Raw genomic sequence first — 13,697 nt, forward strand, 5'->3', positions numbered from 1 at the left:
TCCGAATAGGTACCGCCGGTCAGACGCAGCTGCGTCGCCAGCGCATCGGTGAAGGAGAGCACGTCGACATCGGCCGAGATCAGCGAATTGTAGTCCATCACGCTGAGTGAGAGGTTGCCGCCCAGAAGCGCGCCGAGCAGCGCATTGAGGATGCCGCCATTGACGCTGGCGAGCCGCGATCCGACCGAGAATGCTGCTGCGGGCTGGGCGCTTGCGGTGGCTGTCGTGCCGATCACCGGCGGGGCCATCACCGAAGCGGCGAAATAGAGCGTGCCGAGCTTCTTCATCGACACCTGGACGGCATTATAGGGCAGCTTGCCCGCTTCGAAGCGGCTGCCGGCCGCGATGGAACTGACCCCCGAATAGCGTCCGGGCACGACCTCGACGACCGCCTTGCTGCCGGTCGGCTCGATTTTGGTGCCCTGCTGCTGCACGGCGACGGACGTGATTCCGTTGTCCCTCAGCGTCGTCAGCACGGCTTGCTGGGCTTTGTTGATGTTGGCGGCGGCGGTGATCGCGGCGAGGTCGACGATCGACTGCGCGGCGCGGCGTTCGTTATAAAGCGAGCCCTCATCGATCGCGAACGCGGTCAGCGTCAGCGCCACTGGCGTGCAGAGCGCGGTCATAACCGCGAAATTGGCGCGCCGGTCGGCGATCAGCCGTCGCGCAGCGTCCATCACTCTCCCCGCGGAGTAGCGCATCATATGCCTCCGACCCGGATCGTCGACTGGCGCTGGATCGTGGTGCCCGGCAACGGCAGCGTCCGGAACAGGCTCCAGATCGGCAGGTCGCGCGCGTCATAGCTGACTGAGACGATGAACTGGCTGCCGTCGACGGTACTGTCCTTGGCGTCGACCGTCAGCTTTTTCGGGTCGACAAAAGCATAGCCGGCGACGTCATGGCTGATGAAATCGGTGACCAGCGCCTGGCGCTCCGTCTGGTTGAGGCCGGCGATCGCCGTTCGCGCCGCGTCGGCGGCGATCTGCTGGACCGAATGGCTGGCGCCGAAATAGATTCCGTATGCAACCATTCCGAGCAATAGCAGGATGAAGATCGGCGCCAGCATGGCGAATTCGACCGCAGACGTGCCCGCGGCGTCAGCCCGGAAACGGAACCAAGGAGCAAGGAAATTTCGGTTCTTCAGCATGGGCCGGAGAATGCCAAAACCTGCTTGCAAAAACAGAAAACGGCTGGGACAACCGAAAGGTGCACACAGTTGAACGGGACGCCTAAGCTTTAGATATCGCTGTTTTAGCGAAACGCTGCTCACTCAACGTCAAGCAGCGGGCAGTTGAAATAAGATATTCCTCTGTCTAGTCTCCCGCCACCAGCCGCCGGAAGGGAACCGGGGCGCGCTCAAAAGGGACCCGTTGACGGTTCCGGGGCGTCAACACTCAAGGCGTGGTTGAGGGGCCGCGCCAACAAGGGAGAGACTTCATGCTCAAAAACCTGCTGAAGGCGACCGTGTTCGCCACCACGATGGCCTTGGCGACCGGTGCTTTCTACACGCCCGCCTTTGCCGAGACCGTCTACAATCGCGGATCCGCTGCCGAGGCGGAGACGGTCGATCCGCACAAGACGTCGACGGTCTACGAGGCCGATATTATACGCGACCTGTTCCAGGGCCTCGTCATGCATGACCCGAAGACGAACCTCATTCCGGGCGCCGCCGAAAGCTGGACGGTGTCCGACGACGGCACTGTCTACACCTTCAAGCTGCGCAAGGACGGCCTGTGGTCGGATGGCAGCCCGGTGACGGCGGACGACTTCGTCTACTCGTTCCATCGGCTGGAAGACCCGGCCACCGCTGCAGAATACGCCTCGATGCTCTATCCGGTGAAAGGCGCCGAGGACTTCAACACGAAGAAAGGCAAGGCTGAGGATATGGGCGTGAAGGCGATCGACGCCAACACTCTGCAAGTCACGCTGAAGGCTCCGACGCCCTACTTCCTGGAGATGCTGACCCACCAGGCGACCTATCCGGTCAACAAGGCTTCGATCGACAAGCTCGGCGCGGACTGGATCAAACCGGGCAAGCTGGTCTCCAACGGCGCCTATACGCTGGCGGAGTGGATTCCCAACGACCACATGAAACTGGTCAAGAACCCGAAGTTCTGGGACGCCGCGAGCGTCAAGCTCGACGTGGTCAACTACATCCCGACCGAGGATCGCTCGTCCGCGATGAAGCGCTTCGAGGCCGGCGAACTCGACAGCTATGGCGACCTGCCGACCGAACAGCTCGCCGATCTCAAAACCAAATTCGGTGACCAGATCCGTGTGGGGCCATATCTCGGCACCTATTATTATGCGGTCAAGACCGATAAGGCGCCTTGGGACAACGTCGAGCTGCGCAACGCCATCTCGATGGCGATCGATCGCGACTTCCTCGCCGAGAAGGTCTGGCAGAACTCGATGCTGCCCGGCTATTCGATGGTGCCTCCGGGCATCGAGGGCTACACGCCGGCACTGGCCAAATACGCCGACATGTCTCAGATCGACCGCGAGGATGCGGCCAAGAAAGTGCTGGAAAAGCTTGGCTATACACCCGAGCATCCGTTGAAGATGGAGATCCGCTACAACACCTCGGAGAACCACAAGAACACCGCGGTCGCCATCCAGGAACAGCTGAAGCCGCTCGGCATCGAGGTGACGCTGCTCAACACCGACACCAAGACCCACTATGGCTTCCTCGAGCAGAAGGGCAACTACGACGTCGCCCGCGCCGCCTGGATCGCCGACTACAAGGATCCGGAGACCTTCCTCGGCATCTCGCGCAAGGCGAGCGGCAACAACTACTCGAACTATAACAGCCCTGCCTATGAAGCCGCCATGGACAAGGCAGCCGCCGCCGGCGGCAAGCCTGAGGAGCGCATGAAGGACCTCGCCGCAGCGGAGCGCATCCTCGTCGACGATGTCGGCCAAATCCCGCTGCTCTACTACAGCTACCACGACATCGTTTCCTCCAAGCTGCATGGCTTCGAGGACAATGTGATGGACATTCATCCGTCTCGCTTCATCTCCAAGGACTGACAAGGAACCTTGGCCGTGCCGCCGCTCTCTTTTAGGGGGCGGCGGCCGCGGTCTGTCGTCGTGCCGGGCCGAAAGTCGCATTGGATTTTCGGCGATCGCGGTGCGAAGATCAGAGATGCCAGCGCGCCACGATCTCGTCTGGAGAGCCGTCGCCCTGGCTGAAGCGGGGCGCCGATGCTGCGTTATGTCTTTCGGCGGCTATTGACCGCCATCCCGACGCTGTTCGTCATCGTGACGGTGGCGTTCTTCCTGATCCGCGTCGCGCCAGGCGGCCCGTTCAACCAGGAGCGGGGCTTGAGCCCCGAAATCAGGGCCAATCTCGAAGCCCAGTTCGGCCTCGACGATCCGCTCTGGCTGCAATATCTCCACTATCTCGGCAATCTTTTGCGCGGCAGTTTCGGACCGAGCTACAACCTGCCGGATTTCACCGTCACCGAACTCTTCGCCAAGGGCCTGCCGATCTCGGTGCAGATCGGTACCTCGGCGCTGGTGCTGGCGCTGCTGCTCGGCTCGATCCTCGGCACGATCGCCGCGCTCAACCAGAATAAAATAGCCGACTATTCGGTGATCGCTCTAGCCACCGCCGGCAGCACCATCCCCACCTTCGTCACCGCGCCGGTGATCCAGCTCGTCTTCGGCCTTTCCTGGAAGCTGTTGCCGATCGGCGGCTGGGGCGACGGCGCCTTAATCAACAAGGTCGGGCCGGTGCTGACGCTTGCCCTGCCGCAGATTGCCATCGTCGCCCGCCTGATGCGCGGCTCGATGATCGAGAGCCTGCGCTCGCACCACATCCGCACCGCCCGCGCGCTCGGCCTCTCCGACTGGTCGGTGGTGGTCAAGCACGCGCTGCGCGGCGCCGTGCTGCCGATCGTCTCCTTCACCGGTCCGGCGGCGGCGGCGCTGCTCACCGGCTCGATCATCGTCGAGACCATCTTCTCCATTCCAGGTGTCGGCCGCTACTTCGTCGACGCCGCGCTCAACCGCGACTACACGCTGGTCATGGGAACTGTGGTGGTGATCGCGCTCTTCACCATCGTCTTCAACCTGATCGTCGATCTTCTCTATGCGGTCGTCGATCCGAGGGTGCGCTATGACTGAGCTTGCCGTAGCCGCTCCGGAGCCGATCGTCGGCCGCTCGCTCTGGGGCAATGCTTGGGCGCGGCTGAAGCGCAACCGCGCCGCCATGTTCAGCCTCTACTATCTGGCATTCATTGCCGTCATCAGCGTGTTCGGCCCTATGGTCGTGCCGCATGAATACACGACCATCTACGGCGACTATGTGCGCACGCCGCCGAGCCTGTCGGCCTATCCGAAGCCCGACATGATCCAGGGTGCGCTGAGCGACGCGATCAAACGCATGCGCGTCGACATCAAGGAGTGGCACCAAGACGGCAGCCGCGTCGTCGTCACCGTCACCTCCAAGAAGCCGATCGACGACCGCAATATCCGCTATCTCGACCGCTCCGACGCCTTCGACGACACGAAGATCGAGAGCAAGTCGCCCGATGGGCTCGAAATGACCATGAGCTCGGCCGTCAAGCAGCAGTATTTCTTCTTCGGCACCGACAACACCGGGCGCGATCTCTTGTCTCGCACGCTGATGGCCGGGCGCATTTCGCTCGCGATCGGCCTGCTTGCCGGTGTCGTCGCCGGCGTCATCGGCGTGATCTACGGCGCGACGGCCGGCTTTGCCGGCGGCAGGGTCGACGAGGTGATGATGCGCATCGTCGACGTGCTTTACTCGCTGCCCTTCATCTTCTTCGTCATCATGCTGGTGGTGTTCTTCGGCCGCAACTTCGTGCTGATGTTCCTGGCGGTGGGGGCGGTGCTGTGGCTCGACATGGCGCGCATCGTGCGCGGCCAGGCGCTGTCGATCCGCAGGCAAGAATACGTTCAGGCGGCGGAAGCGATGGGCGTCGGCCAGCGCGGCATCCTCGTGCGCCACGTCATCCCCAACCTGCTCGGGCCGGTGGTGATCTACATGACGCTGCTGGTGCCGCAGGTCATCATCCTGGAAAGCTTCCTGTCCTTCCTCGGGCTTGGCGTGCAGGAGCCGATGACGAGTTGGGGCGTGCTGATTTCGGTCGGTGCCAAGAACATCGGCTATGCCAACTGGCTGCTGTTGTTCCCGGCCTTCTTCCTCGTTTCGACGCTGTTCGCGCTGAACTTTGTCGGCGACGGCCTGCGCGACGCGCTCGACCCCAAAGATCGATAAGGATGGGGATCGCCGACATGGCTTCCGAAACGATCCTCAGCGTCAAGGACCTGCGCGTCCGCTTCCAGACCCTCGACGGCACGGTCGAGGCGGTGAAGGGCATCAGCATAAAGGTCAATGCCGGCGAGACCGTCGCCGTCGTCGGCGAATCCGGATCCGGCAAGAGCCAGACGATGATGGCGGCGATGAGCCTGCTTTCCTCCAATGGCGAAGCGACCGGCCAGGTCGATTACCGCGGCCGCAACCTCCTGGAGATGACCAAGAGCGAGCTCAACAAGGTTCGCGGCCGCAAGATCAGCATGATCTTCCAGGAGCCGATGACCTCGCTCGATCCGCTCTACACCATCGGCAACCAGCTCATCGAGCCGATCCGCCGCCATCGCGGCCTGAGTGCCCAGGCCGCGCGTGAGGAGGCGCTGAAGCTGTTGAGACTGGTGCACATCCCCGATCCCGAGCGGCGGATGAAATCCTATCCGCACGAAATGTCGGGCGGCCAGCGCCAGCGCGTCATGATCGCTATGGCTTTGGCGAACGATCCCGACATCCTGATCGCCGACGAGCCGACGACGGCGCTCGACGTCACCATTCAGGCGCAGATCCTGATGCTGCTTGCCGAACTGCAGCGCAAGCTCGGCATGGCGATCGTCTTCATCACCCATGATCTCGGCATCGTCCGCCGTTTCGCCGACCGCGTCTATGTCATGCGCCAGGGCGAGGTGGTGGAAGAGGGCGAGGCGGAAGCGCTTTTCGCCAATCCGCAGCACGCCTACACCAAGATGCTGCTCGCCGCCGAGCCGACCGGCACCAAGGCGGCCGCGCCCGCCAATTCGCCCGTGCTGCTCGAAGGCCGCAACGTCGAGGTCGTCTTCAAGATCGGCGGTGGTTTTCTCGGCGGCGAGCCGCTGATGTTGCGGGCCGTCGACAAGATATCGATCCGGCTGAAGCGCAACCAGACGATCGGCATCGTCGGCGAGTCCGGCTCCGGCAAATCGACGCTCGGCCGCGCGCTGCTGCGGCTGCTCCCCAGCGACGGCGTCATCCGCTTTGGCGACCGCGACATCTCAGAGGCCGACCGCCACGCGATGCGGCCGCTGCGGCGCGAATTGCAGCTCGTCTTCCAGGATCCGTTTGGCTCGCTGTCGCCGCGCATGACGGTTGGCCAGGTCATCACCGAAGGGCTTTTGGTGCACGAGCCTTCGCTGACGGGCAAACAGCGCGACCAGCGTGCCGTCGAGGCGTTGCGCGAGGTCGGCCTCGACCCCAACGCGCGCAACCGCTACCCGCATGAGTTCTCCGGCGGCCAGCGCCAGCGCATCGCCATTGCCCGCGCTATGATCCTGAAGCCGAAAGTGGTGGTGCTTGATGAGCCGACCTCGGCGCTCGACCGCTCGGTGCAGAAGCAGATCGTCGAGCTATTGCGCAAGCTGCAGTCGGACCACGGACTGTCCTACCTCTTCATCAGCCACGACCTCGCAGTGGTGCGCGCCATGGCCGACTACATCATCGTCATGAAGCAGGGAAAGATCGTCGAGGAAGGGCCGGCCGAGGAGATCTTCGGCAATCCGCGGGAAGCCTACACGCAGACACTGATGAAGGCGGCGATCGATACGACCAGGTTCCGCATCAGCGCTTGAGACTTCCGCTGCTCGGCGACGCCCTGGTCACTGCGAGGACGGGCAGCGGCTCTTCCTGGCCGTGATGATCGCCTGCTGCTGTTGCTGCAGCCGCTCGATCCTGGCGGTATCGCGATTGGCCACGACCGTCTTCACGCGCTCGCCGCCGAGCAGCCAAGTCGGCACGCTGGTATTGGCGACCTTGCCGCGGCTGATCGCCGTCCGCGAAATATCGGTGGCGGTGTCGCCGAGCGCACTGTTGAGCTCGGCGCAGCTCATCCCGTCGTATTTCGCCGGATTGATCGACGCAACACTCGACGAGCAGCCTGCGATCAAGGTCAACGGCAAGAGAGCCCGCAGCGTGAACTTCATACTCTTACCCCGGTCTCGCCGTTCCAAAAATCGTCCAGCAGCTCTCGAATGGGATAGCGGCAACCATTAGGCCAAAGTGAGGGCCTATTGTCGACCATTTATCTGATTGATTGATTGACGGCAGGCTTTTGCGGAAGGCTGGCGGCGGCGAAAGCGCGTGGCTTGATATCGATGCGGATACAGAGCCACAAGAAACGCCGGACAGAGGTCCGTCCGAATCGAGAGCCGTAAAATTGTATTGCGGTCCGTTACCGATCCTTAGGCATGGTTGAAACTGCTCTGCGGCGTTAACGCCACGGTTGCATTGCGTCTGCGATATTGCCGGCTGCACAACGCAAGGTGGGGCCTCCATGATTGACCAGATACGCTCGCTGCTCGAGCAGCATCCGATGATTCCGCTGAATTTCGGCGCGCTCGCTGACGACGCCAATCTCTATGACGCGGGGCTGACCTCCTTCGCCTCAGTGCAGATGATGCTGGCGCTCGAAGAGGAGTTCGACATCGAATTCCCCGAGACGATGCTGACGCGGCGCACCTTCTCTTCGCTGGCCAGCATCGCGGATGCGGTTTCGCAGTTGACGCGCAAGGCGGCGTAGCCATGAACGTGTTGAGAAAGATAGAGGCGGCCTCGCTCGCGGAGGCGCCCGAAGCCGCGACCGAGCGCATGCGCCGCGTCGCCGAAATCGCCGCCGGCCATGCCGACCCCGTCGACAAGGAGGGGCGTTTCCCGGCGGAGACGATCGAAGCGCTGAAGCGCGAGCGCCTGCTCGGCGTGGCGATCCCGATCGAGCATGGCGGCGAGGGGCTCGGCACGATGCAGATCGCCGACCTCATCGTGCAGCTCGGCCAGGCCTGCGGCTCGAGCGCGATGATCTATGCCATGCATCAGATCAAGACGTCGAGCTTTGTCACTCACGGAGGCGCCAGCGATTGGCACCGCGCCTATATGCGGCGCATCGCCGACGAGCAGCTTCTGATGGCTTCGGCGACGACGGAGGCCGGCATCGGCGGCAATTTGCGCAATTCGATCTGTGCGGTCGAGGTCGCCGGCGGGCGCTTCGCGCTGACCAAGGAAGCCACCGTCATCTCCTATGGCAACTATGCCGACGCCATCCTCGCCACGGCGCGTCGCGCCCCGGATGCGGCCAGCTCCGATCAGGTGATGGTGGTGATCCCGGCCGATGCCAACCGCACGCTTGAGCGCACGTCGGTGTGGGACACGCTCGGCATGCGCGGCACCTGCTCCGACGGCTTTCATCTGGTCGCCACGGGTGACGCGGCGCAGATATTCCCGAAGCCGTTCTCCGAGATCGCGGCGCAGTCGATGCTGGCCAGCTCGCACATCTTCTGGGCGGCGACCTGGTTCGGCATCGCCGCCGACGCCTTCAATCGGGCGCAGGCCTTCGTCAAGGCGGCGGCGCGCAAGCAGCCCGACTCCATGCCGCCGGGCGCGCTGAGGCTTGCCGAAGCGGCCGCCCTTTTGCAGGAGATGAAAGGCCACCTTGCGGCCGCCATCCACCGCTTCGAAGCGGCCGCGGGCGACGACGACGCGCTGTCTTCGATCGGCTTCGCCGCCGAGATCAACGCGCTGAAGGTCGCGGCCAGCGAGAAGGCCGGCGCCGTGGTGCGTCTCGCCATGCTGGTCAACGGCATTCTTGGCTACAAGAACGGTACCCCGTTCAGCGTCGGCCGGCACCTGCGCGACGTGACCTCGGCGCCGGTGATGATCTCCAACGACCGCATCCTTTCCAATACCGCGACGCTCATGCTGATGAGCCGCTTTGACACCGGCCTGGGGAGCTGAGATGGACGCCAAGACATTCGACTCTAAGTCGCTGCTCGACAGCCTGTTCGAGAACGGCATCCTGTTCGAATCCGGCGTCGACGGCCTTTATGGCCGTTCGGGCGCGTTCGAGGACGTGATCGAGCGGTTCGAGCGTCTCGTCACCCGGCTCGGCGCGCCCGACAAGGCCACCCGCATCCATTTTCCGCCGGGCATGAGCCGCGCGACGCTGGAGAAGAGCGGCTACATGAAGAGCTTCCCGCAGCTTGCCGGCTGCGTGCATTCCTTCATGGGCGGCGAGCGGGAGCATGCGCAGCTGCTCGGCATGCTGGCTGACGGCGGAGACTGGACGGAGCTGCAGAAGGCGACGGACCTCGCGCTGACACCCGCCGCCTGTTATCCGCTCTATCCCACCATCGCCGCGCGCGGCCCGGTGCCGGCGCAGGGCCTGCTTTTCGAGCTCTCCTCCTACTGCTTCCGCCACGAGCCGTCGAAGGACCCGGCGCGCATGCAGCTCTTCCGCATGCGCGAGTTCGTCAAGATCGGTACGGCCGAGCAGGTGCGCTCGTTCCGCGAAAGCTGGCTGAAGCGCGGCAGGGCCATGATCGAGTCGCTCGACCTGCCCTGCGAGGTCGATCTTGCCAACGATCCGTTCTTCGGCCGCGGCGGCAGGATGATGGCCAACAACCAGCGCGATCAGGGCCTGAAATTCGAGCTGCTGATTCCGGTGACCAGCATCGAGAAGCCGACCGCCTGCTTGAGCTTCAATTATCACCAGGACCATTTTGGCCAGACCTGGGGCCTGAAGTTCGCCGACGGGGAGTTCTGCCATTCGGCCTGCGTCGGCTTCGGGCTGGAGCGCGTGGCGCTGGCGCTGTTCCGCCACCATGGGCCGGACGCGGAAGCCTGGCCGGCGCCGGTCCGCGACGTGCTCTGGAGCGTGTGAGATGCTGAGAGCGATCGCCGGCCTCGATCCGGCCAGCTACCGGCCGCACTGGCTGCACGATCCGCAAAGGCGGTGGCCGCAGACCAACTGCTATGTCGACCTTCTGATCGAGGTTCTGCACGCGACCGGGCACGATCCGGTCGCAGCGCTCGGTTTCACCGCGGCGCAGGATTTCGAAGGTGATCAGTTCACGTTCTTCAAGTTCCCGACCGCCGACCTGCAGAGGCTGGCGGGGCTGGACATCCAAGAGCTGGCGGTCTTCGAACGGCTGGAGACGCATGTGCTGACGCAAGTCGAGCTCGGCCGGCTGCCGCTGGTCGAGGTCGATGCCTTCTACCTGCCCGACACCAAAGGCATCACCTACCGCCGCGGCCATTCCAAGACCACGGTCGGCATCAATGCGCTCGATCCCGAGTCGCGGCATATGCGTTACTTCCACAATGACGGCTACTTCGCGCTCGAGGGCCAAGACTATGACGGCATCTTCGGCCAATGGGATGGTGTGTCGGCGGGCGACCTGCCGCTGTTTCCTTACGCGGAATTCGTGAAGCTCGACGCCACGCGCCCGGCCCGCGACGCGGTCGGGACCGCGGCGGCGCTGCTCACGCATCACCTGAAGCGGCGGCCGAAGCGCAATCCGCTCGACGCCTATGCGGCCGCGTTCGGCCGCCACGCTGAAAGGCTGGCGACGAAGTCGCCTGCCTATTTCCACACCTATGCCTTCAACACGCTGCGGCAGGTCGGCGCGAATTTCGAACTTCTTGGCAGTCATCTCGAATGGCTGGGGCAGCACGGCGAAACCTGCCTGGCAGAGGCGGTGCAAGCCGCCGGCAACATTGCCGAGGGCGCCAAGGTCATGCAGTTCAAGCTCGCCCGCGCGATGGCGCGGCAGCGCTTCGACGGCTTGACGGAAGCAATCGCGCCGATGGCGCAGGCCTACGAAACGGTGATGGACGTGCTGGACGCCCGCATGGCCGATGTCGCCTCCAAGGCGGCCTAGCGGGCCGGCCGAGGCGTATTTGAGCATGGGTGGGGGAATGGACGCCACGGTGTCGATCGTCGGCACTGCCGGATTGCCGGATCGGGGGTGGCGGATGGCCGTCTCCGCAGCCGGCGCCTGGGCTTCGCCGAATGACATCGACGCAAATGCTGAATGGCTGGACGCGGCCTGTCCCGGCACGGCGGCCGCCACGCTGGAAAAGCATGGCCGCTGGGACCGCAAGCAGCCAACCCGGCTGCACGACCGCGATGTCTGGTACAGCCGCAGGCTCGACGCGACCGGTCCGGTGCGGCTGGTGTTCGAGGGGCTGGCGACTGTCGCCGAGGTCTGGCTTGACGATCGGCTGTTGTTCACCTCGACCTCGATGTTCGAGCGCCATGAGGCTGCGGTAAGCCTTTCAGGGGGCGAGCAGCTCGCCATCGTCTTTCGCAGTCTCGACCGCCATCTGGAAACGGCGATCGGTCCACGCGCCCGCTGGCGCCCTCGCATGATCGACGATCAGCGGCTGCGGCTGGTGCGCACGACCCTGATCGGCCATATGCCGGGCTGGTGCCCGAGCTTCGATGTCGTCGGGCCGTGGCGTCCGGTCAAGCTGATCCACGAAAATGGCAGGCAGCGCATCCTCGATGCCGACATGCGCGCCAGGCTCGACGGCACGACCGGGCATCTTGCCGTTGCGATAACCCTCGCCGAACCCTTCGACAATGCGCAAACGGCGCATGTCAGCTGTGCCGGAGTGCGCGCGCCCCTCAAGTTCGAGACACCCACCCGGCTGACGGCGGAATTGGCCGTTGCCGATGTCGCCCCATGGTGGCCGAACAGACATGGCGAGCCGGCGCTGCACGAAGTCATGGCGACGCTGGGCACGGTGCGCAGCCGGCTGGGCCGAGTCGGATTCCGCCGCATCGAGATCGATCGCGGTGCTGACGGACGCGATTTTCGCCTGGTCGTCAACGGCGTGCCGGTGTTCTGCCGCGGCGCGGTCTGGACGCCCTCCGATCCCGTGCGACTGCCCTGCGAGCGAGCCGAAATCGAGCCCGACCTCGATCTCGCGCGCCAAGCCGGCGTCAACATGCTGCGGGTCGGCGGCACCTTCGCCTATGAAAGCGATGCCTTCCACGAGCTGTGCGATGAGATGGGCATTCTGGTCTGGCAGGACTTGATGCTTGCCAATTTCGACTATCCGGCGAAGAGCGCGGCCTGGCGGGCGGCGCTGTCGCGCGAGGTGGAGAACCTGTTGGGGCGGCTTCGGCATTCGCCGTCGCTGGCGGTGCTGTGCGGCGGCAGCGAGGTGGCGCAGCAGGCCGCGATGCTCGGCATGCCGGTGGCGATGGATCCGACACCCTGGTTCGACGATGTCGTGCGTCCGGCCGCGCAGGCGATCCTGCCCGATCTGGCGCTCGTGTCCTCCTCGCCCTCCGGCGGCAGCCTGCCCTTCGCCGCGGATGGCGGCCCGACGCACTACTATGGCGTCGGCGCCTATTGCCGGCCACTGGAGGACGCGCGCCGCGCGGAGGTGCGTTTCGCCAGCGAATGCCTCGCCTTCGCCAACGTGCCGGAACAGGCGACGCTCGATGAGCATCTGCCCGTTCCGCCCGGCCACGATCCGCGCTGGAAGGCCGGCGTGCCGCGCGATGCAGGTGCGTCGTGGGACTTCGAGGACGTGCGCGAGCATTATCTGGAGACGCTGTTCGGCGTCGACGCTCGCCGGCTGCGCATGGAGGATCCAGCGCGCTACCTCGACCTCTCGCGCGCTGTCATTGCCGAGGTGGTTGAGCGCACGATCGATGAATGGCGCAGACCGGCCTCCCCGACGGCGGGCGCGCTGGTGTTCTTCTGGAAGGATCTGCTCCCGGGAGCAGGGTGGGGCGTCGTCGATTCTGCCGGTCGGCCGAAATCGGTCTGGCATGCGCTGAGACGCGCCTTCGCGCCGCTCCGGCTGACGCTGAGCGATGAGGGCGTCAACGGGCTGAGCGTCCATCTCGTCAATGACACGGCAAGGGCAGTCGAGGCGACGCTATCGCTTGCCTGCCTGCGCGACGGCGTCACCCCGGTGGTGGCGGCGCGCCGGCCGGTCACTCTGCAGGCGCGCGGGGCGCAGTCGCTTGCGGCATTCTCGCTGCTCGGCGCCTTCTTTGATCTGTCTTACGCCTATCGCTTCGGCCCAGCGGGGCACGAGGTAACCGTGGCAAGGCTGGAAGACCGCGACGGCGAGATCCTGGCCGAAGCCTTTCATGTGCTTCCCGGCGTCATGACCGCGCGACGCGATGTCGGCCTGTCGGCAGGGCTGATGCGCGGCAGAGACGGCTGGCGCCTGCGGCTCGCTTGCAAGCGCGCCGCCTATCACGTCGCCATCAAGGATGGGCTGTTCTTCCCGCGCGAGAACGGCTTCCACCTGATGCCGGGCGCGGTGAAGGAAATTGGCCTGGATGGGCCGGCCTCTGCCACGCCGGCCGGCGTCGTGACGGCGCTGAATGGCGATCGCGAGGTGGCCTACGATGCGCCGCAAGCCGACAATGTAGAGACCAGGGCGGAGATCATGCGTTCGTTGCGGCCTGCCGGGAGCGTGGCATGAAGGGGGTCGTCTTCGCCGACACGATCGGCTGGCTTCATGAAGGCAGGGGAACCGGGCGGCGCGGCCGGGGTGTCGTGATCGCCGGGGCGCATGGCCACGAGGACCTGTGCAGCCGGCGTTTCCTGCGGCTTCTGGCTGACAAGGTGGCCGAAAACGGTCTGCC

General features: G+C 64.7%; 12 protein-coding genes. 9 read left to right on the plus strand and 3 right to left on the minus strand.

All coding sequences use genetic code 11. The annotated features are described in order from the left end of the window. Positions 1-677 (minus strand): pilus assembly protein TadG-related protein (locus tag EOA79_RS22150; RefSeq protein WP_245489914.1); only part of this gene is annotated, 677 nt, incomplete at its 3' end. A 23-nt stretch (positions 678-700) separates the two neighbouring features. Further along, positions 701-1,147, minus strand: coding sequence for a TadE/TadG family type IV pilus assembly protein (locus EOA79_RS22155; protein WP_082980554.1), 447 nt, complete (start codon positions 1,145-1,147; stop codon positions 701-703). Positions 1,148-1,437: 290 nt separating this feature from the next. On the opposite strand from EOA79_RS22155, the gene EOA79_RS22160 reads away from it, so the two are divergent. The 4 genes from EOA79_RS22160 (at position 1,438) to EOA79_RS22175 (ending at position 6,879) form a co-directional block, all read left to right on the plus strand. Further along, a complete protein-coding gene (locus tag EOA79_RS22160) occupies positions 1,438-3,030 on the plus strand; it encodes a peptide ABC transporter substrate-binding protein (protein ID WP_095800238.1) in 1,593 nt (530 codons plus the stop codon). A 174-nt stretch (positions 3,031-3,204) separates the two neighbouring features. Next, positions 3,205-4,128 (plus strand): ABC transporter permease subunit, encoded by a 924-nt coding sequence (locus tag EOA79_RS22165; RefSeq protein ID WP_066997760.1) that lies wholly within the window; start codon positions 3,205-3,207, stop codon positions 4,126-4,128. Continuing rightward, positions 4,121-5,245, plus strand: a complete 1,125-nt coding sequence (locus EOA79_RS22170) for an ABC transporter permease subunit (protein ID WP_067327929.1) — start codon at positions 4,121-4,123, stop codon at positions 5,243-5,245. The genes EOA79_RS22165 and EOA79_RS22170 overlap by 8 nt, the downstream gene beginning before the upstream one ends. A 17-nt stretch (positions 5,246-5,262) precedes the next feature. Next, positions 5,263-6,879 (plus strand): ABC transporter ATP-binding protein, encoded by a 1,617-nt coding sequence (locus tag EOA79_RS22175; RefSeq protein ID WP_095800339.1) that lies wholly within the window; start codon positions 5,263-5,265, stop codon positions 6,877-6,879. A gap of 27 nt (positions 6,880-6,906) precedes the next feature. On the opposite strand, the gene EOA79_RS22180 is transcribed toward EOA79_RS22175, so the two are convergent. Next, positions 6,907-7,230 (minus strand): hypothetical protein, encoded by a 324-nt coding sequence (locus tag EOA79_RS22180; RefSeq protein WP_067327930.1) that lies wholly within the window; start codon positions 7,228-7,230, stop codon positions 6,907-6,909. A gap of 350 nt (positions 7,231-7,580) precedes the next feature. Between EOA79_RS22180 and EOA79_RS22185 the strand changes: the two genes are divergently transcribed. The 5 genes from EOA79_RS22185 (at position 7,581) to EOA79_RS22205 (ending at position 13,534) form a co-directional block, all read left to right on the plus strand. Further along, on the plus strand, positions 7,581-7,826 hold the full coding sequence (locus EOA79_RS22185) for an acyl carrier protein (RefSeq protein ID WP_066997751.1): 246 nt from the start codon (positions 7,581-7,583) through the stop codon (positions 7,824-7,826). A 68-nt stretch (positions 7,827-7,894) separates the two neighbouring features. Beyond that, positions 7,895-9,034 (plus strand): acyl-CoA dehydrogenase family protein, encoded by a 1,140-nt coding sequence (locus EOA79_RS22190; protein WP_095823921.1) that lies wholly within the window; start codon positions 7,895-7,897, stop codon positions 9,032-9,034. A gap of 1 nt (position 9,035) precedes the next feature. After that, positions 9,036-9,959, plus strand: a complete 924-nt coding sequence (locus EOA79_RS22195; RefSeq protein WP_067327933.1) for an amino acid--[acyl-carrier-protein] ligase — start codon at positions 9,036-9,038, stop codon at positions 9,957-9,959. A 1-nt stretch (position 9,960) separates the two neighbouring features. Further along, positions 9,961-10,959: a DUF1839 family protein gene (locus EOA79_RS22200; protein WP_095823754.1), complete on the plus strand. Its 999-nt coding sequence runs from the start codon at positions 9,961-9,963 to the stop codon at positions 10,957-10,959. Between the two features lie 25 nt (positions 10,960-10,984). Continuing rightward, complete coding sequence (locus EOA79_RS22205) at positions 10,985-13,534, plus strand: glycoside hydrolase family 2 protein (protein WP_245489915.1); 2,550 nt, start codon at positions 10,985-10,987, stop codon at positions 13,532-13,534. Positions 13,535-13,697 lie beyond the last annotated feature (163 nt).

It is taken from the genome of Mesorhizobium sp. M1A.F.Ca.IN.020.03.2.1 (genome assembly GCF_004023205.1).
Classification (GTDB): domain Bacteria; phylum Pseudomonadota; class Alphaproteobacteria; order Rhizobiales; family Rhizobiaceae; genus Mesorhizobium.

Coding starts and splice junctions, on each gene's coding strand:
- EOA79_RS22165 (WP_066997760.1), top strand. CDS start 3,205: ATGCTGCGTTATGTCTTTCGGCGGCTATTGACCGCCATCCCGACGCTG.
- EOA79_RS22200 (WP_095823754.1), top strand. CDS start 9,961: ATGCTGAGAGCGATCGCCGGCCTCGATCCGGCCAGCTACCGGCCGCAC.
- EOA79_RS22190 (WP_095823921.1), top strand. CDS start 7,895: ATGCGCCGCGTCGCCGAAATCGCCGCCGGCCATGCCGACCCCGTCGAC.
- EOA79_RS22160 (WP_095800238.1), top strand. CDS start 1,438: ATGCTCAAAAACCTGCTGAAGGCGACCGTGTTCGCCACCACGATGGCC.
- EOA79_RS22170 (WP_067327929.1), top strand. CDS start 4,121: ATGACTGAGCTTGCCGTAGCCGCTCCGGAGCCGATCGTCGGCCGCTCG.
- EOA79_RS22195 (WP_067327933.1), top strand. CDS start 9,036: ATGGACGCCAAGACATTCGACTCTAAGTCGCTGCTCGACAGCCTGTTC.
- EOA79_RS22175 (WP_095800339.1), top strand. CDS start 5,263: ATGGCTTCCGAAACGATCCTCAGCGTCAAGGACCTGCGCGTCCGCTTC.
- EOA79_RS22185 (WP_066997751.1), top strand. CDS start 7,581: ATGATTGACCAGATACGCTCGCTGCTCGAGCAGCATCCGATGATTCCG.
- EOA79_RS22180 (WP_067327930.1), bottom strand. CDS start 7,230: ATGAAGTTCACGCTGCGGGCTCTCTTGCCGTTGACCTTGATCGCAGGC.
- EOA79_RS22155 (WP_082980554.1), bottom strand. CDS start 1,147: ATGCTGAAGAACCGAAATTTCCTTGCTCCTTGGTTCCGTTTCCGGGCT.
- EOA79_RS22205 (WP_245489915.1), top strand. CDS start 10,985: ATGGGTGGGGGAATGGACGCCACGGTGTCGATCGTCGGCACTGCCGGA.